General features: G+C 33.1%; 20 protein-coding genes. 15 read left to right on the top strand and 5 right to left on the bottom strand.

The window, feature by feature from the left end; genetic code table 11:
* The first annotated feature begins 279 nt into the window (after positions 1–279).
* The 6 genes from spoIIQ (at position 280) to CN925_RS12205 (ending at position 6931) form a co-directional block, all read left to right on the top strand.
* A complete protein-coding gene (spoIIQ, locus tag CN925_RS12180; protein WP_180232943.1) occupies positions 280–1074 on the top strand; it encodes a stage II sporulation protein SpoIIQ in 795 nt (264 codons plus the stop codon).
* Between the two features lie 279 nt (positions 1075–1353).
* Positions 1354–1623 carry a sporulation transcriptional regulator SpoIIID gene (gene spoIIID, locus CN925_RS12185; RefSeq protein ID WP_025569002.1) on the top strand — a complete coding sequence of 90 codons (270 nt, stop codon included), beginning with the start codon at positions 1354–1356 and terminating at the stop codon, positions 1621–1623.
* 157 nt (positions 1624–1780) lie between these two features.
* The gene (mreB, locus tag CN925_RS12190) at positions 1781–2782 is read left to right on the top strand and encodes a rod shape-determining protein (protein ID WP_025569003.1); all 1002 of its coding nucleotides are present in this window, start codon (positions 1781–1783) and stop codon (positions 2780–2782) included.
* Positions 2783–3093: 311 nt separating this feature from the next.
* A complete protein-coding gene (locus CN925_RS12195; protein WP_098846495.1) occupies positions 3094–4617 on the top strand; it encodes a spore germination protein in 1524 nt (507 codons plus the stop codon).
* A 2-nt stretch (positions 4618–4619) separates the two neighbouring features.
* Complete coding sequence (locus CN925_RS12200) at positions 4620–5801, top strand: Ger(x)C family spore germination protein (RefSeq protein ID WP_098846496.1); 1182 nt, start codon at positions 4620–4622, stop codon at positions 5799–5801.
* 17 nt (positions 5802–5818) lie between these two features.
* Positions 5819–6931 carry a GerAB/ArcD/ProY family transporter gene (locus CN925_RS12205; RefSeq protein WP_180232944.1) on the top strand — a complete coding sequence of 371 codons (1113 nt, stop codon included), beginning with the start codon at positions 5819–5821 and terminating at the stop codon, positions 6929–6931.
* 26 nt (positions 6932–6957) lie between these two features.
* Here the strand turns inward: CN925_RS12205 and CN925_RS12210 are convergent, their stop codons facing one another.
* The gene (locus CN925_RS12210; protein ID WP_098846498.1) at positions 6958–7215 is read right to left on the bottom strand and encodes a hypothetical protein; all 258 of its coding nucleotides are present in this window, start codon (positions 7213–7215) and stop codon (positions 6958–6960) included.
* A 350-nt stretch (positions 7216–7565) separates the two neighbouring features.
* Here CN925_RS12210 and fabZ point away from each other — a divergent pair, with 350 nt between their 5' ends.
* Positions 7566–7988, top strand: a complete 423-nt coding sequence (gene fabZ / locus CN925_RS12215; protein ID WP_056469377.1) for a 3-hydroxyacyl-ACP dehydratase FabZ — start codon at positions 7566–7568, stop codon at positions 7986–7988.
* 104 nt (positions 7989–8092) lie between these two features.
* On the opposite strand, the gene CN925_RS12220 is transcribed toward fabZ, so the two are convergent.
* Positions 8093–10849 carry a DEAD/DEAH box helicase gene (locus CN925_RS12220; protein WP_098846499.1) on the bottom strand — a complete coding sequence of 919 codons (2757 nt, stop codon included), beginning with the start codon at positions 10847–10849 and terminating at the stop codon, positions 8093–8095.
* Positions 10827–12458 carry a hypothetical protein gene (locus CN925_RS12225; protein WP_098846500.1) on the bottom strand — a complete coding sequence of 544 codons (1632 nt, stop codon included), beginning with the start codon at positions 12456–12458 and terminating at the stop codon, positions 10827–10829. Before CN925_RS12225 ends, CN925_RS12220 begins: the two co-directional genes overlap by 23 nt.
* Positions 12459–13145: 687 nt before the next feature.
* Here CN925_RS12225 and CN925_RS12230 point away from each other — a divergent pair.
* Positions 13146–13346, top strand: a complete 201-nt coding sequence (locus CN925_RS12230; RefSeq protein WP_056469390.1) for a cold-shock protein — start codon at positions 13146–13148, stop codon at positions 13344–13346.
* Positions 13347–13621: 275 nt separating this feature from the next.
* On the opposite strand, the gene CN925_RS12235 is transcribed toward CN925_RS12230, so the two are convergent.
* The gene (locus tag CN925_RS12235) at positions 13622–14107 is read right to left on the bottom strand and encodes a CarD family transcriptional regulator (protein ID WP_286138336.1); all 486 of its coding nucleotides are present in this window, start codon (positions 14105–14107) and stop codon (positions 13622–13624) included.
* Positions 14108–14300: 193 nt separating this feature from the next.
* Here CN925_RS12235 and CN925_RS12240 point away from each other — a divergent pair, with 193 nt between their 5' ends.
* A complete protein-coding gene (locus tag CN925_RS12240; protein ID WP_098846501.1) occupies positions 14301–15221 on the top strand; it encodes a lipase family protein in 921 nt (306 codons plus the stop codon).
* A 57-nt stretch (positions 15222–15278) separates the two neighbouring features.
* Here CN925_RS12240 and CN925_RS12245 read toward each other — a convergent pair whose 3' ends face one another.
* A complete protein-coding gene (locus tag CN925_RS12245) occupies positions 15279–15641 on the bottom strand; it encodes a group I truncated hemoglobin (protein WP_098846502.1) in 363 nt (120 codons plus the stop codon).
* Between the two features lie 529 nt (positions 15642–16170).
* Between CN925_RS12245 and CN925_RS12250 the strand changes: the two genes are divergently transcribed.
* From CN925_RS12250 to CN925_RS12275, 6 genes are all read left to right on the top strand, one after another.
* Entirely contained in the window at positions 16171–16908 is a 738-nt protein-coding gene (locus CN925_RS12250; RefSeq protein WP_098846503.1) for a YveK family protein, read from the top strand.
* Positions 16898–17554, top strand: a complete 657-nt coding sequence (locus CN925_RS12255) for a CpsD/CapB family tyrosine-protein kinase (RefSeq protein ID WP_098846504.1) — start codon at positions 16898–16900, stop codon at positions 17552–17554. The genes CN925_RS12250 and CN925_RS12255 overlap by 11 nt, the downstream gene beginning before the upstream one ends.
* A 445-nt stretch (positions 17555–17999) precedes the next feature.
* Positions 18000–19820, top strand: coding sequence for a polysaccharide biosynthesis protein (locus tag CN925_RS12260; RefSeq protein WP_098846505.1), 1821 nt, complete (start codon positions 18000–18002; stop codon positions 19818–19820).
* A 28-nt stretch (positions 19821–19848) separates the two neighbouring features.
* Complete coding sequence (gene galU, locus CN925_RS12265; RefSeq protein ID WP_098846506.1) at positions 19849–20727, top strand: UTP--glucose-1-phosphate uridylyltransferase GalU; 879 nt, start codon at positions 19849–19851, stop codon at positions 20725–20727.
* A 41-nt stretch (positions 20728–20768) separates the two neighbouring features.
* A complete protein-coding gene (locus CN925_RS12270; RefSeq protein WP_098846507.1) occupies positions 20769–21920 on the top strand; it encodes a glycosyltransferase family 4 protein in 1152 nt (383 codons plus the stop codon).
* Positions 21905–23014 carry a glycosyltransferase family 1 protein gene (locus CN925_RS12275; RefSeq protein ID WP_098846508.1) on the top strand — a complete coding sequence of 370 codons (1110 nt, stop codon included), beginning with the start codon at positions 21905–21907 and terminating at the stop codon, positions 23012–23014. Before CN925_RS12270 ends, CN925_RS12275 begins: the two co-directional genes overlap by 16 nt.
* Positions 23015–23016: the final 2 nt, after the last annotated feature.

Raw genomic sequence — 23016 nt, forward strand, 5'->3', positions numbered from 1 at the left:
TTGTAATGCGATTATATTTTGTAAAAAAGAAAAATGCAAGAAAAATATTTTATTAACTTCATAACGGGACTTTATTAACTTATCCACAAATATTGTGTATAAACTTTGTGGAATTGTGGATAAATCGCTTTCATTTGTTAATATTTTTCAGTATTTTGTGGATTAATGTGAATTAGTTTGAAATTGTGTGGAAAAATAAGAATTTTGTCGAACTAAAATTTTCTAAATTGCGTATATAATTCCAGAAATTTGTTGACAATGATTGCAGAGGTGATAAGGATGAGAGAGGAACAAAACAAAAAAACTTCTCAAAAAGTTATTAAAATGTTAAGAAAGCGTTGGGTAGTACCAGCAATTTATTTAGTAAGTGCGGCAGTAATTTTAACTGGTGCGTTATGGTATCAATACAGTAATGCTCCAACTCCAACAAAAACTGGAACTACAGTTGATACGAGAGAGCCTGAAGCAATCCCAGCTTCACAGCCAGAAGAAAAATTAACTTATCCAGTTTCTAAAGAGGCAACAGTTCAAGTTAAGAGTCATTATTACGATGATACTGCTTCAAAAAATGAGCAACAAGCATCATTAATACAAATGGACAATAATACTTTTACGATTAACACTGGTATGGATTTAGTTGATAAAAGTGGAAAAGAATTTGATGTAACTGCAGCTCTTAGTGGTACTGTTACAAAAGCTCAAAAAGATGCTGAGCTAGGATATGTAGTAGTAGTAGAAAGCGGTAACGGATTAGTTTCATATTATCAAAGCTTAAAATCTGTAAGTGTTGAACCAGGAACAAAAGTTTCTCAAGGACAAGTTCTTGGTGTAGCTGGAACAGCTTTAATTGGCAAAGAAAATGGCATTCATGTTCATTATGAATTACGTAAAGATGGTGTAGCTATTAATCCAGAGAAATACCAAGGGCAAGATGTTTCATCTATTATTAGTTCTGAAAATTCAAAAAGTGAAACAAAAAAATCTAATACAATGAATACTTCTGGTAATGTATCAGATGATCATGAAGAAGATTCTTCTAATACTGATTCAGCTGGAAATAAAATTCAACAATAATAATTAAGTAATTCACAAAGTGCCTAACACGTGGGAATCATACCCCATATGTGTTAGGCACTTGTTTTTTTCTGATAATTGTGCATAGTTAGACGCCTTTGCTAATACAATGTTATAAACCCATCAAAGAGGTGTTTGAGGTGAGGAATCGTGGATTTTCTACCTAGTCAAAATAAATGTACCTCAGCAGGTCAGTCAGAGCAGGAAAAAGAGCAGCTTAGTCAGTCAAAACGAGTCTCATTTCATGCTTCTCACATCCATTTAGAGGAGGAGAGTAGTGTGCACGATTACATCAAAGAGAGAACGATCAAGATTGGGAAATATATCGTGGAGACGAAGAAAACAGTACGCGTAATAGCTAAAGAGTTTGGTGTGTCAAAAAGTACTGTACACAAAGATCTAACAGAACGCCTACCTGAAATCAATCCTGATTTGGCAAATGAAGTAAAAGAAATTTTGGATTATCACAAATCAATTCGTCACTTACGCGGTGGAGAGGCTACAAAGCAAAAGTATCAAAAAGAAGACGTTGAGAAAGTAACTAAATAGGGTTTCTGAGCCTTGAAAACAAAATTAGAAATATTTAACCTCCTGTTCACAAATATTAATTACTAAATGTAGTTCTTTATGGTAAAATTATATTTTGGTATGGAACGTATTCGGGGAACTGCTCATGAGTATAGTGAATAAGGAGGAGCCAAAAGGAATGTTTTCTAAGGATATCGGAATAGATCTTGGTACAGCCAATGTCTTAATACATGTTAAGGGTAAAGGAATCGTATTAAACGAACCTTCAGTAGTTGCAATAGAGCGTAGTAGCGGAAAAGTATTAGCAGTAGGGGAAGAAGCAAGTCGCATGGTAGGTCGTACACCTGGTAATATCGTAGCGATTCGTCCACTAAAAGATGGTGTAATTGCTGACTTTGATATTACTGAGGCTATGCTACGTCATTTTATAAATAAATTAGATGTAAAGGGATTCATGTCAAAGCCGCGTATTTTGATTTGTTGTCCAACAAACATCACTTCTGTTGAACAAAAAGCAATTCGTGAAGCTGCTGAAAAAAGCGGCGGTAAACAAGTTTATCTTGAAGAAGAGCCAAAGGTTGCTGCAATCGGTGCTGGAATGGATATATTCCAACCAAGTGGTAACATGGTAATTGATATTGGCGGTGGGACAACCGATGTCGCAGTTTTATCGATGGGAGATATCGTCACCGCCTCTTCAATTAAAATGGCAGGGGACAAGTTTGATATGGAGATTTTAAACTATATCAAGCGTGAATACAAACTGCTAATTGGAGAACGTACTGCAGAACAAATTAAAATTGAAGTAGGTACTGTTTTCCCTGGTGCTAGAAATGAATCAATCGATATCCGTGGACGTGATATGGTAACTGGATTACCTCGTACAATTACTGTACAATCTGATGAAATTCAAAGAGCACTAAGTGAACCGGTTTATTTAATTGTACAAGCTGCAAAAACAGTACTAGAGCGTACACCACCTGAATTGTCAGCTGATATTATTGATCGTGGAGTTATTCTAACTGGTGGCGGTGCATTACTTCATGGAATAGATATTTTACTTGCTGAAGAATTAAAAGTACCTGTTTTCATTGCTGAAGATCCAATGCAGTGTGTTGCAGTAGGTACTGGAATTATGTTAGAAAATATTGATAAGATTCCAAGTCGTTATTTAAAATAAAAGGCTCAAGCTTTGTAGCTTGATTACACACTGAAATCTCAAGCAAATAGAGCTTGGGATTTTTTTGTTTGGAATTTATTATGGGCAGGTAACTTTGTAAAAAAGTGTTTATGTTTGTAGACACGGCACTTAAAAGATCACGCACTCTAGAGGGGAAAATTAAAAATTCTTATAACAAAAGTGAAGAGGGGTGTCTCATAAGACAGCCTTTTTTTGTTTGTAAAATAAACAACTTAGAAAACAATACATTAAATGAAATATTTTGGAAAAAGTATAAGAATAATAAGCCATGATTATGGGGCGGTGAAAAAATGTTAAATTACAAAGAAACCAATAGTGCAGCTACTAATAAAAAAATTCCATTTCAAAATAATATATCTCGTTCTTTAAGTAAAGACATTTTAGAAAATATCAAAAGAATAAAAGATGATTTTGGGGATAGCTCCGACCTTGTGGTTCGTCATGAAACACTAGGGGAAGGTATGCAGTATTCTTTTGCGACGATTCATATTGATGGAATTTCAAATGAGCAATTAGTGAATGAGGGAATCGTTGAAAAAATCGTCAAAATTAATTCAGAAAAAGAAACAACTCTTTCATTAACAGATTTAGAGAATGGGTTAAAAAGTATAATCGCCGTTTCAAGTTTAAAATCACAATCAAGCTATACAAATCTCTTATCAGCTTTATTGATTGGAGATACGGTTATTCTTTTAGACCATGATAGTAACTTCTTGGTTGCATGTACAAAAATGGTTCAATCTAGAAGTATATCAGAGCCTTCAACGCAAACTGTAATCAGAGGGCCAAAGGATAGTTTTACAGAAAGCTTACGTACAAATACTTCGCTAATTCGAAATAGAATACAACACCCAGCGCTACGAATTGATGCAATGAAAATAGGCGAAGTAACTAGAACAGACGTAGAAATAATGTATATAAAAGGAGTTGTAGATGAAGAGTTATTAAGGGAAGTAAAACATCGTTTAGAGGCTATTAATGCAGATGAAATCTTAGAATCCAGCTATATTGAAAACTATATTCAAAACGACCAAAAAACCATCTTCCCTACAATCATTAATACAGAGAGACCTGATGCTGTAGTAGGTAACTTACTGGAAGGACGCGTTGCTATTTTTACAGCTGGTACACCTTTTGTCTTAATTTTACCAGCTACATTTACGCAGTTTTTTCAATCCCCCGAGGATTATTATCAAAGCTCATATATTGGTACTTTTTTAAGATTGCTGCGTTATATATCCTTTTGGACTGCTTTGTTTGCACCTGGAATTTTTATTGCAATTACTTCATTTCATCAAGCTGTCGTTCCAACAGTATTATTAGTAAGCTTAGCGGCCCAGCGTGAAGGTGTGCCTTTGCCAGCAATTGTTGAAGCGCTTGGTATGGAGCTAATTTTTGAAGTATTACGTGAAGCTGGAATTCGAATGCCAAGAGCGGTTGGGCAGGCGCTTTCTATTGTTGGAGCCTTAATCTTGGGGCAAGCAGCTGTACAAGCAGGATTTGTATCTGCTTCAATGGTAATTATCGTATCCATTACAGCGATTGCTAGCTTTACGATCCCTTATTATAATATGTCAACCGCCGCTAGGATTCTTAGGTTTATATTATTATTGGCGGCAGCTTATATTGGTTTATTTGGAATTTTGATCGGTGGGTTAATTATATTATTACATATGTGTAGCCTACGATCTTTTGGAGAGCCATATTTTGCACCATTTGCTCCATTCCGTATAAAAAGCCAAAAAGATACTATTTTAGTTGTACCTAGTCAAGGGAATACCAAAACTGTTAAAGAACAAAGATCTGGAGAATAAGTATGAAAAGAAAAAGTATGATCTTAATTCTAATTACAAGTTTACTTTTGGTAAGTTGTTCTAATTATAAAGAATTAAACAGTGTTTCAATCGTGGTAGCCATGGGTATAGACTATATACCAGAAGAAAATCAATACAATATGGTACTTCAAGTCGTTAATCCGAGTGCAATTGCAAGTTTGACTGGTTCAATCGGTACGCCAATCGTATCCTTAGAACAAAAAGGTAGAACAATTTCTGAAGCAGCACGAAATGTAACAAAAAGTATTTCTCGATCGAATATTTATTCTCACGTTGCACTTGTTGTCATTGGGGAAAACTTGGCAAAAAAAAAATCATTAAATTATATATTTGATGTATTTGAGAGGGATTCCAAAATACGTGTTAATATTCCGGTCATTATTGCAAGGAATGACAGTGTTTATAAGGTAATGAATAATTTGCCAGCACTTGATAAATTACCGGCTAAGTCAATCGTAGGAAAAATTAATAATACGTCAGCTCTTTTAGGCGAAAATCCACAAATACAAATGCGCCAAGTAATAGCAGCTCTTTCAAGCAGTGGTAGAGAACCGGTCGTTAATGGTGCAGTTTTAGAACATGAAACGAAGGATTCTGAAACGCTTGAAAATTTTTCAAATGTGAAATCATCTTATAACAAAATTGAAGGGCTAGGGATTATTAAAAAAGGAAAGTTAGTTGGATGGTTAGATGGTCCTCCAGCAAAATCGGTACAAATAGTTGATAATACAATAAAGGAATCGAATTTACAGATAAAATGTGGCAAAAATGAATTTGATTCGATGGAGCTTACACGGGTAAAAACGGACACGAAGGTTAAAATGAAACATAAGGTACCAAGAATTACCATAACTGTAAAAGCCATTGCTGTTATTGATGAAGTACTTTGTTATGACAATTTCGATCAAGCCAAAACGCTAGAAAAATATGAGTTATTAAGTGAGAAAGAGTTAAAGAAAGTAATACGAAAAGGGATTAAAGAAGCACAAGGGTATGGGTCAGATATTTTTGGATTTGGTGATAAACTTCATTTATCAGAACCAAAGGTTTTTAAAAAATATGAGAAAAATTGGAATGAACAATTTCAAAAAGCAAAAGTGAAAGTTAATGTAGATGTTCAAATAAATAATATAGGTATGAGAAAAAAAGCTTATCCATTTTAGAAAAGAAGGGAATGCTAATGAATCGAAAATTATCAATTGGTGCTTACCAATTCTTTAGTATGTTATATTTATTTGAAATGGGGAGCGCTACATTAGTAGGACTTGCATCTGGTGCAATGCAGGATGCTTGGATTAGTGTTTTAACCGCCTTGGTTACGGGATGCTTACTATTGTGTGTTTACATTAAATTATTTGATCTATATCCCGAATTACCATTTACAAGATATATTCAATCTATTTTGGGGAAGTTTGCAGGCAAAATACTAGCAATGGTTTATATTCTCTATTTTATTTATATAGGTGCCCGAGTTCTTAGAGATTTTGAAGAATTACTAGTGATTACACTTTACAACGCGTCCTCAAATATTTCAATCGGTATTTTATTTTTATTCTTATGTATGTATGCAGTCTTTAAAGGATTTGAAGTATTCGGCAGGGTATGTGAGTTTGTGTTTTTCGTAATCATCTTCATAACGGTAGCATTAATTGGTTTTGAAGTAATTGCAGGGATCATAAAAACTGATAATCTAAGACCCGTACTAGAGACGGGGTGGAAGACCATAATAAAAGAAGCATACCCTTTGACCGTTACTTTTCCATTTGGTGAAACGATAGTATTTACAATGATTTTACCTTATTTAAAGAAAGCGGAATATGCGTGGAAGATCGGCGTTCCTGGTTTAATTTTTGCAGGCCTGGTTTTAACGTTAGTAACGATGCTAAACATATGCATTTTAGGAGCTAACACGGTAGAGAGAGCTACATATCCGATTTTAACAGCAATAAGTTACATCAATATTGCCGATTTTATTCAAAGACTTGATTCAATCATTGTCATTATTATTGCTGTAGGGGGATTTATTAAGATTACGGTGTTTTTCTTTTGTGCAGTCATTGGAGCAGCAGATTTATTTAAAATAAAGAAATCGGATACCCTTACTTATCCAATTGCAGTAATCATATTACTTAGTTCTGTATGGATGGCACCCGATTATTTAGAGCATTATAAAGAGGGATTCGACATTGTGCCTTACTATCTACATATCCCATTACAAATCATTATTCCAACTGTTCTGTTGGTCATTGCAATTATCCAAAAAAAAGCAAAAACAAAAGAGAATGCAGCATAGAAACGCTAACTGCATTCTCTTTCGTTTTAATTAGAAGTATTTTGATTTTGTTCTTGGTTTCGTTTCTTTTTTAGTTTTTTCATATACGATAGGACGATTTTAGCAACTCCGAATGGTACAGTAAAAAAGAAAATTAAAACATAATCTTCACCTACTAGCTCTGTTTTGCTAAGCTTTATATTCATTAGTAGATGAGGAAAATGATCGCCATTATATAAGTCGATCCCTTCCAATAAACACATCTCTAGTATAAATAAACATAGAAAGACCCAAAACACCTTCAATGCACAGCACCTCATTTATAATGACTAATTACTATTATTTTGGTATTCGATGGCATGGAATATACGGAAAGTTAAGGGGATTGGAAGAAAAGTCTATGAATTTCTATTTTTAAAATTCAGCTAATAAAACAAGGAAAGAAAGTGGGGAATAGTTGATTAAGAAACTTACCGTTACAGCTCACATAGAGTAATGGGAGTAAAACAGGTAAGCAATTGAGCTGTTTCATTATTGGTTTGCGTTAAGGTACAAAATAAGATAGTATTATATTTATAGCGCATAGAAGCTGGTCTTAAGACTTGCTTCTTTTTTATTAACAGAATGAATCTTTACAAATGGAGGACTACATAAAATGTTAGATATTAAAGCAATTAAAGAAATTCTTCCTCATCGTTACCCATTTTTATTAGTAGATCGTATCATTGAGCATGAAGAAGGTAAACGTGCAATTGGTATTAAAAATGTAACAGCTAACGAAGAGTTTTTTAATGGTCATTTCCCTGATTATCCTGTAATGCCAGGTGTACTAATTGTAGAAGCTCTAGCACAAGTTGGAGGAGTTGCGGCGTTAAGCCTTGAACAAAATAAAGGAAAATTAGCATTATTTGCTGGTATCGATAATTGCCGTTTTAAAAGACAAGTAGTACCAGGTGATCAGCTAAGACTAGAGGTTGAACTAGTGAAAATGCGTGGACCAATTGGTAAAGGTAAAGCAGTAGCAACAGTTGACGGACAAATTGCTTGCGAAGCTGAACTTACATTTGCACTTAAATAAGTGAATAAAAAAGAAGCCTATTTTTTGAAAAAATAGGCTTCTTTTATTAAGTAAAAATTGAAACTGGGATTATCACAATATAATAATCCCAGTTTTTCTTCCTATTAAACACCTAACAACTCAACAAGTTCATCCATGGACAATTCTGTAATCCATTGTTCGCTCGTTATAATTGTATCGTTAAGTGATTGTTTCCGTTGTAGCATTTCATCAATTTTTTCTTCTAGCGTTCCAATCGTTACAAATTTATGGACTTGAACGAATTTTGTTTGCCCGATTCTGTAAGCCCGGTCAGTTGCTTGGTTTTCAACTGCTGGATTCCACCAACGATCAAAGTGCATTACGTGGTTTGCAGCTGTTAAGTTTAATCCAGTTCCACCAGCTTTGAGTGAAAGAATAAACACTTTTACATCGCCGTTTTGGAAGCGAGAAATCATATTATCCCTAGCAGTTTTAGGCACACTACCATTTAAGAATAATACCTCTTCTCCAAATTTTGCTTGGATTGCTTCTTTAAGCATATCACCCATTCTCACATATTGAGTAAAGATTAGACAGCTTTCTTTTTGTTCAAGAATTGGGTCAATTAGTTCGAATAGGCGCTCAACTTTGCTTGATCTCTCTTCGAATTCAACAAGCTGTGATTCTTTTAAGAATAAAGAAGGGTGATCACAGATTTGTTTTAATTTATTTAGCATCCATAAAATGCGGCCCCGACGTTCGATACCAGTTAATGTGTCGATTTGTTTTAAGCTGTCTTGCACAACTTGTTCGTATAATGCAGCTTGTTCAACTGATAAAGGACAAAGCATCTTTTGTTCTTGTTTTGGTGGAAGATTTAAAGCGACATCTTCGTCTTGCTTTGTTCTTCTTAGTAAGAATGGTGAAATTAAACGATGGACAGCATTGATCTTTTCTTCATCTCGGTCTTTTTCAATTGGGTTTACATAATTGCTAGCGAAACGGTTTAATGAACCAAGATATCCTCTATTAATAAAATCAAATATTGTCCAAAGCTCAGTTAAGCGGTTTTCCATTGGAGTACCAGTGAGAGCAATGCGGTGCTCGGCTTTTAAACCACGAACTGCGCGAGACTGTTTTGTCATTGGATTTTTTATGTTTTGAGCTTCATCAAGAACGATACTTTTCCAAACATATTGCTCTAGGTCTTCATAATCTAACACGCTTAAAGCATAGGAAGTGATGACAATATCGACATCTCTTATCATAGAAAATAAGTCCTCACCTTTTAAACGGTTACCTCCATAATGAACGTGTACAGTTAAATCAGGATAAAATAATTCAATTTCTCGTTTCCAGTTGTTGATCACAGAAGTTGGGCAGACAATCAATGACGCCCCTCGTTTTTCTTCGTTTTCTTTGCGATAAGCCAAATAAGAGATCGATTGAATTGTTTTACCAAGCCCCATATCGTCAGCAAGTAGTGCACCAAATCCCATATTTTTTAGATGAACTAACCATTCGAATCCTTTTTGCTGATATGCTCGTAATGTTGCTTGCAGACCATGAGGAACATTAAGCTTAGGAACTTCCGAAATGGATGTTAATCGTTTCGTTAGTTCTTTGAATACATCATCTACTTCAATTTCAACTTCGGCAAAAGGTGAATGATCGTCCTCAGGTTGTTCAGTCCCTTGCAGTAGCTCATGTTGAAGGACTTCGTGAAATCTAAGGCCTTGCTTTTCAGCCTTTGCCATCATTTTCTTCATACGTGCAATAAAAGCAGGGTCAAGTGCAATCCACTGACCGTTAAACTGAATTAAACGTCTTTGATTTTCAACAAATTGCTGGAATTGTTGTTCTGAAAGCTCCATTCCATTTGTGGATATTCGCCAGTTGAAATCAACTAATGTTTCCATATTAAAAAATGATTTTCCGGCAGGCTTACCTTTTACACTTGCTTTTAAGGTCATCTTATTTTGTTTTAAAGCTTGCCACCAACTTGGTAAAAGAACTTGAATATTTGCAGAAAGTACTTTTTCACTATCTTCCGTTAAAAATGTCCAAGCTTCCTGTTCACTTAAAACTTCCTTTGGCTTATCATCATCGATTAAGTTTGGTGCTAATAAACCTACGCCTTGGAATGTTCGATCCAAATACTCAGCATAAGATGAATGCTTTTTATGTAATGATTCATGTCCGTTATATTCATATGGTTTTATCGTTTTTCGTTCGTCTATTAAATAGGTACGTAAATTCCAATCATCATGTTCACTCATTGGCTCTTCAAGTACTAATCGAATTGAAAATGGAACGTCATCGTCTCGTAGCCCGATTTTTACGTGCCAATCGTCTTCATCAATACTATGTGTGAGTTGTTGTTTTATATAACTTGGATTGTGATACAAGCTCCTAGCAATATCCCATCGTTTAGACTGTAATGATTCTATTTCAAACTGCTGTTTAATTGCAGAAGAAACCAATTCCTGTAGAGTTGGTTCTAATTGTTCATATCCATCAACTTTCCATAACTCCTCGCCAGACTGATAATGAGCAAAACTTGGCGAAACGTGTCCCTCATTAAAATCATCATATAATCGTGAAATTACCGAATGAAACTCATTAGCTTCATCTAAATAAGTAATCTCTACTAATGAGTTTTCTTGATGTTCTCTAAAAAAAGTAAGTGCTTCGATTGGAGTTAAAAGAATTCCTTCAATCTGACCGACTCGGGTCGGCTGCAATAATGTCCCATAATATGAAGGTTCATGCCATTGAAACACTAGATGCTTCCATGCTGTTACCGGTAAAATGACACCGTGACTTTGCATTCCATAAATGAGCAAGCCTTTTCGCTCGACCCATTTTACGGCAATACTAAGATTTGCTAGTCGCTTCATTGACTAATTTTCCTTTCTTTAATTCCTCTTGAAGTGCACGTAAACGAATAAATTGAGATTCAATATACTGTATATAGAACTCCCACTCATTCATACGTTTTAATTTTTTATAATTTGTTCTTAGTTTTTTTAAATATCGAACAGCTATTTTATAGTTTGCTCGGCCTTTTAACTCAATGTAATAAATAACTAAGTGATGATAGATTGGTAATACAGATTGAGGTGAGTACTTATGTACTTCCTGAAGGTCATGTTTATCAATGTAATCAGGATTGTAAGAATATAATTGCATTTGTAGCTCAGCCCATCGTTTGTATTCTCGATTATGCATTAAATAATCAGTATACTGCATTACACTATATGGAAGAAGTGCTTGATAAACTACCTCTAGTCCGGACGTTTCATTCGTATAAAAACTATTGTACTCATAATTAGTAAGGAAATGTTTCGCGAAAGCAGTTTTTGCATATTCATCATCGCCAATTTTTAAAAAGTGTAAAAGCATTTCGTAATATAATGGCAAAAATAATGTTAGTCGATCTGTTTCATTATTTTTTCGAAGACTTTCTATCCAGTAAGTAAAGCAATAGAGAGTACGTTCATTATTACTGTATTGCTTTATTAAATATAGCATTGTTTCATCTTCTTTTAATAAAAAATATAGATGGGCTTTTCCTAAATCTGCATAATAACTGTCTTCAACCTTTGATAAAGTTTCTAAATCCTTATATAAAATCTTTGGATTATTTAATAACTCTTTATATACATAACGAAAAGCGTTATATCGAGGAACTATACAAAGGTTTCTTTCTAGTAAAAGAGCTTGCAACTGCTCACGAAGAACCTCTTCGTATTGAATAGAAACAGAACCCCCAGTTAAATTATGTAACTGCCTACTTACTGCATCAATTTGATTTTCTAACATTGTCATTTCGCGAGGTAAATGCGCATTGTCGTAAACTGTACTTTGAATTTCGATTTGACCGACCATTTTATTCATTGTAAAAATTGATGCAAGTAACTGGTATTGCAGTTTTTCCTTTTCTTGACGAGGTTGTTGATTCAATAATCCATGATAAAACCGTTCATATAATGGATAAACAAAATAAACATCTTGGTAAAATGAGGTTCTTTGCTGTTCGATATATTCCTTATACTTTTGCTCAAACAACGCAACTGTCTCTTTAGGTCGATCCTGCTCAAGCATACTCATTTGATCCAATAGTTGGCGTCCAGTCATGATATTTGGGATTCTTTTTAAAGAAGACTGTTTAAACTTCCTCATAATATCTCCGACTAAAGAAAACGAAGCGGCAGCATAGCAAAGTAGTGCAATTTGGTGTTGACACGGAGGAGCTTCGTAGCAATCACATCCATTTTGATCATGATTTTCAATATGTAGAATTGGTAAATGGATTTGATCACCTTCTTCAACAACACCAACTAGTCGGCCTTCACGTACCGACACATTGTATACTTGACCTAAACGATACAACTGCAGGCCAGTATCAACAAGCTCGGCGTCCCTCGTATTTTGAGGAGAAAGCTTTGAAAAAAGTGAATATGAAAGTTCATAAATAATATCTTTACTTAAATCACGCTGAAGCATTCGATGCCTCCTTACTCGAAACATTCTTTATTGGTAATTATACCCCAAACAAATACGATACACATAGCCGAAAAGGGAAAAAGTAAAAGTTGATATAGATTGTTAATACTATTATAGGAATAAAAATTAAAAGCAAGGGGTCTAGGAATCTCAAATAAAAACCAACGAACTGAATAAATTCAAAAAATAAATCGCTCTAATATGTAAAATCCTCATAGTTTCAACTAAATTCTATGAAAACATACCTATTTAAATTAAATAAAGTAATATGGATGGGGGAAAGTGTAAAGCAATTGCTACAAAATGATCAAATAAAAGAAATATAGCTTGTTCACTCCCGTAAAAGGAGGACACGGTGGATTAAAGACAGGTATATTGCAGCAAAAACACCTTACAAAATAGTTACTTTAGTAGTATTAGGAGAAGAATGATCGGTTGGTTTAAACCTCTAACGACAGTAAAAAATAAGGTCATTTTTTAATAAAACTTATAAAATTTAATTATTCTTCGTGCACAATTTGTTTTTCATTTCATTTTATGTTACCATAGGTACATACTTAATAAGAAATTGGTTAATTCAATTCATGTGTTAAAAGGGACGAATTTTCATCCTGTTCTAATGTGTGTATTTTTTCTTAACAATACTCATTAAGTGTAAAAAAACAGGTATAAATGGAGGTTCGTACAATGAACACAGGTACAGTTAAATGGTTTAATGCAGAAAAAGGTTTCGGATTCATCGCTGTTGAAGGTGGAGACGATGTATTCGTACATTTCTCAGCTATCCAAGGCGAAGGTTTCAAATCTCTTGAAGAAGGCCAAAAAGTAAGCTTTGAGATCACTCAAGGTAACCGTGGCGCTCAAGCTGAAAACGTAGTTAAATTATAATTTTCACTTCTTTAGTGAAATAAAAGGCTGCTAGCATTTTTGTTAGCAGTCTTTTTTTTATTTGTTTGGAGATGTAAAGTGGAAACGAATTCGACTAAAAAATAAAATGTTCAAAGCTGTAAATAAAACTGTCAAATATGAAAAATTCTTCCAATTTTTTATTATAATGGGATAGAATCAATCTTCTCCCTCTAAGTATCCAGGGAAAGTTACTGTTAAGTTTAAAAACCAATAAAAAAAGAGCTTAAAGTTAAGCTCCTTTTCTAAGTAAATCTTTATTTTAATGCAGAATCGATTAATTCAGTTGCTTCAAGCTGCGAAATGCCTTTAATTAAGCTAAGTTCACCAACAAACATGCGTTTGGCCGTGTCTAGCATTTCTCTTTCACTTGGATTTAAAGGTTTTTCCCTACTTTGTAGTGTTAAATCACGTACAACTTGAGCACCAGCGAGCAATTCGCCAGACTTTAATTTTTTCATATTTAAATCATATTTTTGTTTCCACGATAAGGAATCGTCGGGAAGACCATTTGAGAAGTCATCTAAAACATTATTTAAATGTTCTTTGTCTTCAACTAAACGAATTTTCGTATTTGACACTTTACCTTGAGGGACCATCAACTTTAAATTGCTGGATGGTATGTTGATTATGTAGTACTGTTGTGTTACACCTTGTATAACTTTCTCTTCGATGGAATCAATTACTGCAGCTCCCTGCATTGGGTAAATAATTTGATCGCCAATTTTGAACAATGTACCCACCTCCGAAAATTCTTATAACTTAAGTATAACATTAAAAAATGAAATATCAAAATTTATATGATATCATCTATAAAATAAACCTGTCAATAATTTTTATGTATATTTTTTTACTTTTTTGGGGATAAGATGAACATGTCAGATGGTCGTGGACATAATATAAGAAAGAGACTGTCGAAAGGAGGTTAGGTTACTAATGAATTTTCGTGTAGTTATTTTTATCGTTACAGTACTTACTTTTTTTACAACGACCACCGGATGTAGCCAACAAGAGCAAAGAGAGCTAGAGAAACTTCCAGTTGGCGTATTACTAGCGGCATCCGAGCTATCTTATGAAGCATTTCTAAATAAAGAAATAGGCAAAAGTTTAAGAGAACATAAAGGGATTGTAGATCCATTACTTACTCAAGTCCATGAGAATCTTAGCGAATATCGACTTGTTTCTATTACATCAGGTAATATTGGATTTTCAGCAATAGCATTAAAAAACAATAAAAATAATAGTTTACTATTTGCATTTAGTGGATTAAAGAAAATCAATTTACAAGATATTTATCAAAAATTAGTTGAATTTGAGACCCCAGAGAATGGTTCACCAATTGTCGTAGACCAACAAGCTCAGCAAGCATATGATTGGGTTACATCAATATTAACTAAAAAAGAGAACAACCATTCAAGTGTATATGTTACTGGACATTCCTTTGGAGGTTATTTAGCTCAATTTGTAGGTTATCAGCTGAAAAATGATAAAAAATTGAAAAATCATCTATTTGTACAGGGCGTTACTTTTAACTCATTAGGTGTACTTTTAGATGATGGTTCGAAAAAACTTCATGCAAAGTCACAAAAGGTCCAAAAAACGTTTAAACCACTATTTACAAACTACATTGTAAAGGGTGATCCACTGGACTACGCCAATAAAACTTTCTTTAAACAAATTACTGGGTACTCACTCCAGCATCTAGGTAATGTAAAATATATTACAGTTGATGAGAATTACAAAACGTCTTTAACGGCTTTAGAAAAAACAACAGATTTATGGACAAAAGCAAGATTATTGAAACCTTTGTACCCATATCACGATTTGGTTGAGTTTGAGGGTGCGTTTTGGAAATAAAAATGAACAATTAGAAAGCTACTACCTGTAAAAGTAGTAGCTTTTTTAATGAAGTTATTATTTATATTGTATGTCATCTCTAAGTGATTCGACCTTCGTTAAGGCTTGATCAATATCTGCCTCGCTTACCCCAAAGTGAGCTAAAGCATCATGGAGATGGGTAGCAATTGCATTAAAATGTTCAGGTTGAATATTCATTCCTTCATGGGCTTTTGACATAGATTTACCAGTATATTTATTTGGTCCACCTAAAGCAAAGCTAATAAATTTCGTTTGATGACGGCGTTGCTTGTCCATATCCGTTTTATCAAAGAAATGATTAACTGTTTCATCTTTTAGTACTAATTCATCATAAAAATAATCAACTACTTTTCCAACTGTTTCTTCTCCGCCATATTTTTCATAAAGAGTTTGTTCCATATAATAGCTTCCTTTCAATGTAGGATATGAGTAGAATCCCCCAAAATTGGTGAAATATAACAAATTATTTACAGTAATTGACCTTCTTAATAATAATTTATAAAAGACTAATAGAAAAAGTGGAAGGAAAAAAATTAAAATTTGACCTAACTTGAAAAATCTCAAATAGTGTTACATACATTTATTAATAAGAAATAAAGGATTTGTAATGAAGAATTGTTCTATAAAATGGAAAATTAATTAAAAGATGAGTATTTGTGCTTACTAATTTAAACTTTTAAGTATAATTTACACTTTAATAAATCTTATTATTTTTTTAAAATTTAAAATTATTTTACAATAAAGGATAACTATCGTTGACTTGTTCTTTATAAAGAATTAAAATGGTTTCATAATACTTATTTTCAGTAGTTTTGAGTTCGTTTTAGAGAAAAAGAAGATTTTATTTTTTTAAGTGTTTGTTCGTTATATAGAATTACTAGTGCTTTAGTACTGTTCAGTTATTTCTTTAAAAATTGAGGAGGCAGTAATGGGGTTAAATAAACAAAATGCTTTAATAAAAAATGTAAAAAGGAAAGAGATTGATTTAAAAGAGTACTTCGAGGTAATAAAGAGAAGAATCTGGTTAATCTTAGCTGTTACTGTACTAACGTCAATTATGGGCTTAATATATAATGAATTTTTCAAGCAAGATGTACCGATTTATAGAGCATCTAGACAAATATTAATTGATGCTGATAATGAAAACTTAAAAACTCTAACAGTTATGATTAAATCACCTATGACTATTGAAAAAGTTAAAAATGAATTAAGTTTAAATAGAACGACTGATGAATTAATCAATCAAATTAATTTTGCTAGAATAGATGAATCAAAAGTTTTTGAGATAACAGTAGATGATCCCAATCCCCAAATGGCTACTGAGATTGTAAATAAAACAGCTATTGCATCAAAAAATCAGATGGCTGATTTTTTAAAATTTGACAAAGTCCAATTGATTCCAGAAGCTGAAGAAAATGTTATTCTCATAAATGGACAACAACATAATATTATAAAGTATACGATTGTTATCGGTATTATCTTAGGAGTTGGAATAGCTTTTTTATTTGATTCCTTAGACGAAACTGTTAGAAGAGAAAGTGAAATTGAAGAAATATTAGATGTTCCAGTTATTGGTTTAGTATCAAATATGAACAAGAAAAAGTTATTGCGTGAGAGAAAAAAATATAAAACTACAATTTCAAAGGGTGAAACAAATGCTTTTTAAAAAAAGATATAAAAAAAATGTAAAAAAAAGATTTCTAATCACATTTACTCACCCAGATTCGATGATCTCAGACCAATTCCGTATGATTCGTACGAATATAAATTTTTTAACGGAAGAGAAGAAAAAACGTAACATACTTATTACTTCGCCAGAAAACGGGGAGGGGAAATCGACAATAACAGCAAATTTAGCCGTCTCTATGGCACAGCAAAAGGAAAAGGTGCTCTTAATTGATGCCAATTTAAGAGATTCGAATATACATAAAATTTTTAAAATAGAAAATAACATTGGTTTAACAAATGTACTAACAAAACAAGTAAACCTTGAGGAAGCGGTAGTTCAATCAGGTATCGGGAATTTAGATATTTTAACTAGTGGCACAGTTTCATTTAATCCTGTTGAGATATTAGCTAATGAAATTGTAGAAGATTTATTAAAAATACTAGTTAATACTTATGATATTGTTTTAATCGACTCTCCCTCAATCTTGGAATTCACCGAGTCTAGGGTGTTAGCAAATCATTGTGATGGAGTTGTTCTAGTTGTTAATCGTGGAAGAACTGAAACTGATAATCTAATAGAAGCAAGAAGAGTAATCGACCTTGCCCATGGAAATTTAGTTGGGGCAATCTTTAATGAAATATAAAAAACATTATTAGTAATTATGTTAAGGATATCAGAAATGTGGTATTCTTAGCTTTTTGTTCTTTATTAAGAACTAACGGTGATGTCTACTTGCCATTATCAAATGTAGGCACTCGATCATGCTGTGGGTTGAAATAACCTTAGACGCGAGTCGTCAAGAGTGTGGTGTGAGGGTGGGTTAGATGCCCGATTTATTTATAAAGTATTTATTTTAGTGTTTTTTTTAAAAAGCATTAACATAAATACTTTAACACAAAACGGGATGGAGATGTCTATATGATAAAAACTTAGTATGGTCCACCTAAAGTGTCAAAGATACAATTTGTTTATACATCAGGATGCAAACCTTAGATCAACTAGTGGAGATTAAGAAGTATTTGGATTGCACAATAGATTTGTAGAAAAATAGATCTTTAATTAAATGGGGACAAGGAAGGTGTAGGTAAGTGACTTATAGGCAAAGACTATCTTTATTCATTTTAATCGATTCATGCATCGTTCTGTCAGCAATTTTTATTAGTAGATTTTTAGTAGAGGGAACTATTTATGTTGTCTCATTCTCAATGATTATTAGTTCTCTCATAATTTTAGCAAGCCATTATACTTATTCTATTCTATTCAAGTTATATAAGAAAGCATGGGAATACGCTAGTATAGGTGAACTTTTGATTATTTTTAAAGTTGTTAACTATTCTATTGTGAGCTCGATGATTATTCATTTAATTTTCATGCAAAAAGTAAGTTTTAGACTTTATTCTGTAACTTGGCTTCTACATATTTTATTAATTGGTGGGTCAAGGTTTACTTGGAGGCTATATCGTGACTCCATTGCTAAGAGGACTGATAATAAAAAAAGAACATTAATTGTAGGTGCAGGATCTGCGGGAACAATGGTTGCAAGGCAATTATTAAAAAATAATGATACAGATCTTCTTCCGGTTGCGTTTATCGATGATAATAAAAAGAAACATCATCTAGATATCTTAGGAATTCCTGTTTTAGGGGGAGTAGATCAAATAGTAAGCTTAGTAAGTAAACTTTCTATTGAAAATATAATCATTTCAATACCTTCATTAAGTAAAAAAGAATTAAATATAATCTTTCAAGAATGTTCAAAAACTAAGGCCAGTACAAAGATACTTCCAATGATAGAAGATATCATAACTGGGAAAGTTTCTGTAAATCATTTTCGTGATGTGCAAGTTGAAGACTTACTTGGTAGAGATCCAGTCATGATGGATATTGAAAGTATATCGGATTCAATTTCGAATAAAGTAGTTCTAGTTACAGGTGCGGGTGGATCGATTGGTTCTGAAATTTCGCGTCAAATTTCAGAATTTAATCCCAAAAAGCTAATCCTACTAGGTCATGGTGAAAATAGCATCTATACAATTGAAATGGAATTAAAAGAACGATTTAAAAACTCGCCGATTGAGTTTATTACTGAAATTGCTGATTTACAGGATACAAAGAAAATGATGGATGTTATGGATCGATATAATCCAAACGTTGTCTATCATGCTGCGGCGCATAAACATGTACCTTTAATGGAACGAAATCCTGAAGAAGCTTTTAAAAATAATGTGATCGGAACAATGAATGTTGCTAAAGCAGCTAGTTGGCATAGTGTTGAAACCTTTGTCATGATTTCAACTGATAAGGCAGTTAATCCTACAAGTGTAATGGGGGCTACAAAAAAACTTGCAGAGATGGTAATTCAAGATATGGATAAAAATAGTAACACAAAATTTGTGGCAGTAAGATTTGGTAACGTGTTGGGTAGCCGAGGTAGTGTGATTCCGTTATTTAAGAAACAAATTGAAAAAGGTGGACCAGTAACGGTTACTGATCCTGAAATGGTACGTTACTTTATGACAATTCCGGAAGCATCGAGATTAGTCATACAAGCTGGCGCTCTTGCAAAGGGTGGCGAGATATTTGTGTTAGATATGGGTGAACCGGTAAAAATAGTAGATCTTGCGAAAAACTTAATACTATTATCTGGTAACTCAGTTGATGAAATTGGAATTGAATACACAGGTATGAGACCTGGAGAGAAATTATTTGAGGAACTATTAAAGGAAGACGAAGTACATGATGAACAAATTTATCCAAAGATTTATATCGGAAAATCAACTAACTTATACATAAATGAGATTGACGAAATCATTAATAACTATCAAACATTGGATCAAAATACTCTGAAAGAAAGAATAATAAACCTAGCAAATAACCGCATGGTCACTCAACAAAGTCCGGTAATATAAATTATTAATTCAAAAAGGGGGGCAAGAAATGAAAATAAAAAAAGCGATTATTCCAGCTGCAGGTTTAGGTACCAGATTTCTTCCAGCAACAAAAGCTATGCCTAAAGAAATGCTGCCAATTGTTGATAAACCTACAATTCAATATATTGTAGAAGAGGCAATAGAATCAGGAATTGAAGATATTATTATCGTTACTGGTAAAGGAAAAAGAGCAATTGAAGATCATTTTGATCATTCATTTGAATTGGAACAAAACTTGTTAGAAAAAGGTAAATTTGAATTATTAAGTGAAGTTCAGAAATCATCAAAGATGGTAGATATTCATTATATTCGTCAAAAAGAGCCAAAAGGTTTAGGGCATGCAATTTGGTGTGCACGTAAATTTATAGGTGATGAACCATTTGCAGTATTATTGGGGGACGATATCGTTAAAGCTGATAGATCATGTTTAATGCAAATGATTGATCAGTATAATCGGTATAACGCTTCCATTTTGGGTGTACAAACTGTCAATGAAAACGAGGTTTCTAGATATGGAATCGTTGACGGAAGTCTAGTCGATAATCAGTTTTACAATGTTCATAATTTAGTAGAAAAACCAAATCAAGATGACGCACCTTCAAACTTAGCTATATTAGGTCGCTATATACTAACCCCTAGAATATTTGAAATTTTAAGTAGCCAGAAGCCAGGAGCAGGGAATGAAATACAACTGACTGACGCAATTGCGGAACTTAACAAGTATGAAGCAGTTTATGCTTATGAGTTCGAAGGAACACGTTATGATGTAGGAGAGAAATTAGGATTTATTAAAACAACACTTGAGTTTGCTCTTAACCGAGAGGATTTAAGAAATAGTGTTCTAGATTATTTAACAGAATTAATGAAAAAAGAATTAATTAATTAATAAACAAAATAATTCGAAAATGATATTAATAGGTGAAAGAAATGGCTAAAAAAGTACTTTTTTGTGCAACTGTAGATTATCATTTTACAGCATTTCATATGCCATATATAAAATGGTTCAAGGAAAACGGCTGGGAAGTACATATAGCTGCAAATGGAGAAATCCACATCCCATACGTAGACAAAAAATTTAATGTATCAATTCAAAGATCACCTTTTAAATTTAAAAATATTAAGGCTTTAAAAGATCTAAAAAACATTATTGAGCAGAATAATTACGAAATCATACATTGTCATACTCCAATGGGAGGTATTCTTACCCGCCTTGCTGCGCGAAAATCTAGGATTAATGGAACGAAAGTTATTTATACTGCTCATGGTTTCCATTTTTGTAAAGGTGCTCCTTTACTTAACTGGTTATTATATTATCCCATTGAAAAATTCATGGCACATCTAACTGATTGTTTAATAACAATTAATAATGAAGACTATGAACTATCTAAAAATAAGTTAAAAGTCAAAAGAATCGAGTATATACACGGTGTTGGAGTAAATACGGAAGATTTTAAACCAATCGATGAATTGAATAAAAAAGCACTGAAAGAGTCATTTGGATATCAACCAGATGACTTTTTACTTTTTTATGCAGCTGAATTTAATAAAAATAAAAACCAAAAATTTTTACTGAATTCATTAGCTTTAATTAAAGAGGATCTGCCGAATGTAAAGCTTTTACTTGCTGGTGAAGGAGTTTTACTTAATGAATGTAAGCAATTAGCAAAGAAATTAGAAATTTCGCATATGGTAAACTTTTTAGGTTTTAGAAAAGATATTAAAGAAATTGTTCCAATGTGCGATGTTGCGGTTGGATCAAGCTTACGTGAAGGGTTACCAGTCAATATCATGGAAGCCATGGCCTGTGGTTTACCAATAATCGCAGTTGATAATAGAGGCCATCGAGAGCTTGTTATGGATGATAATAATGGGTGGTTAGTAAAGAGTGATGGCGAAACTGATTTTGCTAAGAAATTAAAACATCTAGTGAAAAGTGAAGGTCTTAAAGAAAGGCTAGGAATTAATAGTAGAAAAATAATTTTGAGCAAATACAGTATTGATAAAGTAATTGAGAAAAAAAGTAAGGTGTATAAAAGGTATATGAATGAAACGGAGGATATTACGTGGGCAACCCTTTAAGAGTTTTACACTCGGTCGTTAATATGAACCGGGGTGGTGCTGAAACACTGATTATGAACTTGTATCGTAATATTGATCGATCTAAAGTACAATTCGACTTTTTAACGTGTAAAGAAGGAGTATTTGATGCTGAAATAGTTGCTATGGGAGGAAAGATTCATCGGATCCCTTATGTAACTGATGTTGGCCACTTAGGTTATATAAGAAAATTAGATAAATTTTTCAGGTTAAATCCTAATTATAAAATAGTTCATTCTCATATGGATAAAATGAGTGGACTAGTTTTAAGAGCAGCAAAGAAAGCTAATATTCCTGTGCGAATTGCACATAGTCATAATACAAAAAGTGAAGGTGGGTTCGCTTCACAATTATATAAATGGTATGCGGGTAAACAAATTACACCTAATGCCACACATTTATTTGCTTGTTCGGAGGCTGCGAGTAAGTGGTTGTTTTCTAAACGAACAAATGAATCACTCCTACTAAAAAATGGAATTGAAAGTGATAAGTTTCTTTTTTCACTGCAGTCAAGAGAAAAAATTAGAGAAGAGTTAAATATTGCTAAAAAATCATTTGTAGTTGGTCACATTGGAAGGTTTAACCATCAAAAAAATCATCTTTTCTTATTAGAGATTTTTGCTGGACTATTAAAAAAGATGCCCAATGCAGTTCTAATCTTGGTCGGTGGTGGGGCACTTCAAACAAAAATTGAAGCTAAAATAAAAGAACTAGAAATAGAGAAAAACGTAAAGTTACTCGGAATAAGAGAGGATATTCATTTAGTTCTACAGGCAATGGACGTATTTGTATTTCCATCTTTGCATGAAGGCTTACCTGTAACTTTAATTGAAGCACAAGGTGCCAGTTTAACATGTATTATCTCAGATTCTATTACAAAGGAAGTAGATATGGAAATCGGCTTAGTACAGTATTGCTCTTTATCTGATAAAGAAAGATGGATTGAGAAAATCTTAGAAGAGGCACAAAAAAATTATCCTAGGAAAAATGCAGAAAGTGCTTTGTACCAAAAAGGTTATGATATTCGAAAAACAGCGGAGATTACGCAAAAGACATATATCTCGTTAGGGAGGTAGGA

It is taken from the genome of Bacillus sp. AFS055030 (assembly GCF_002574545.1).
Taxonomy (GTDB): Bacteria; Bacillota; Bacilli; order Bacillales; family Bacillaceae_G; genus Gottfriedia.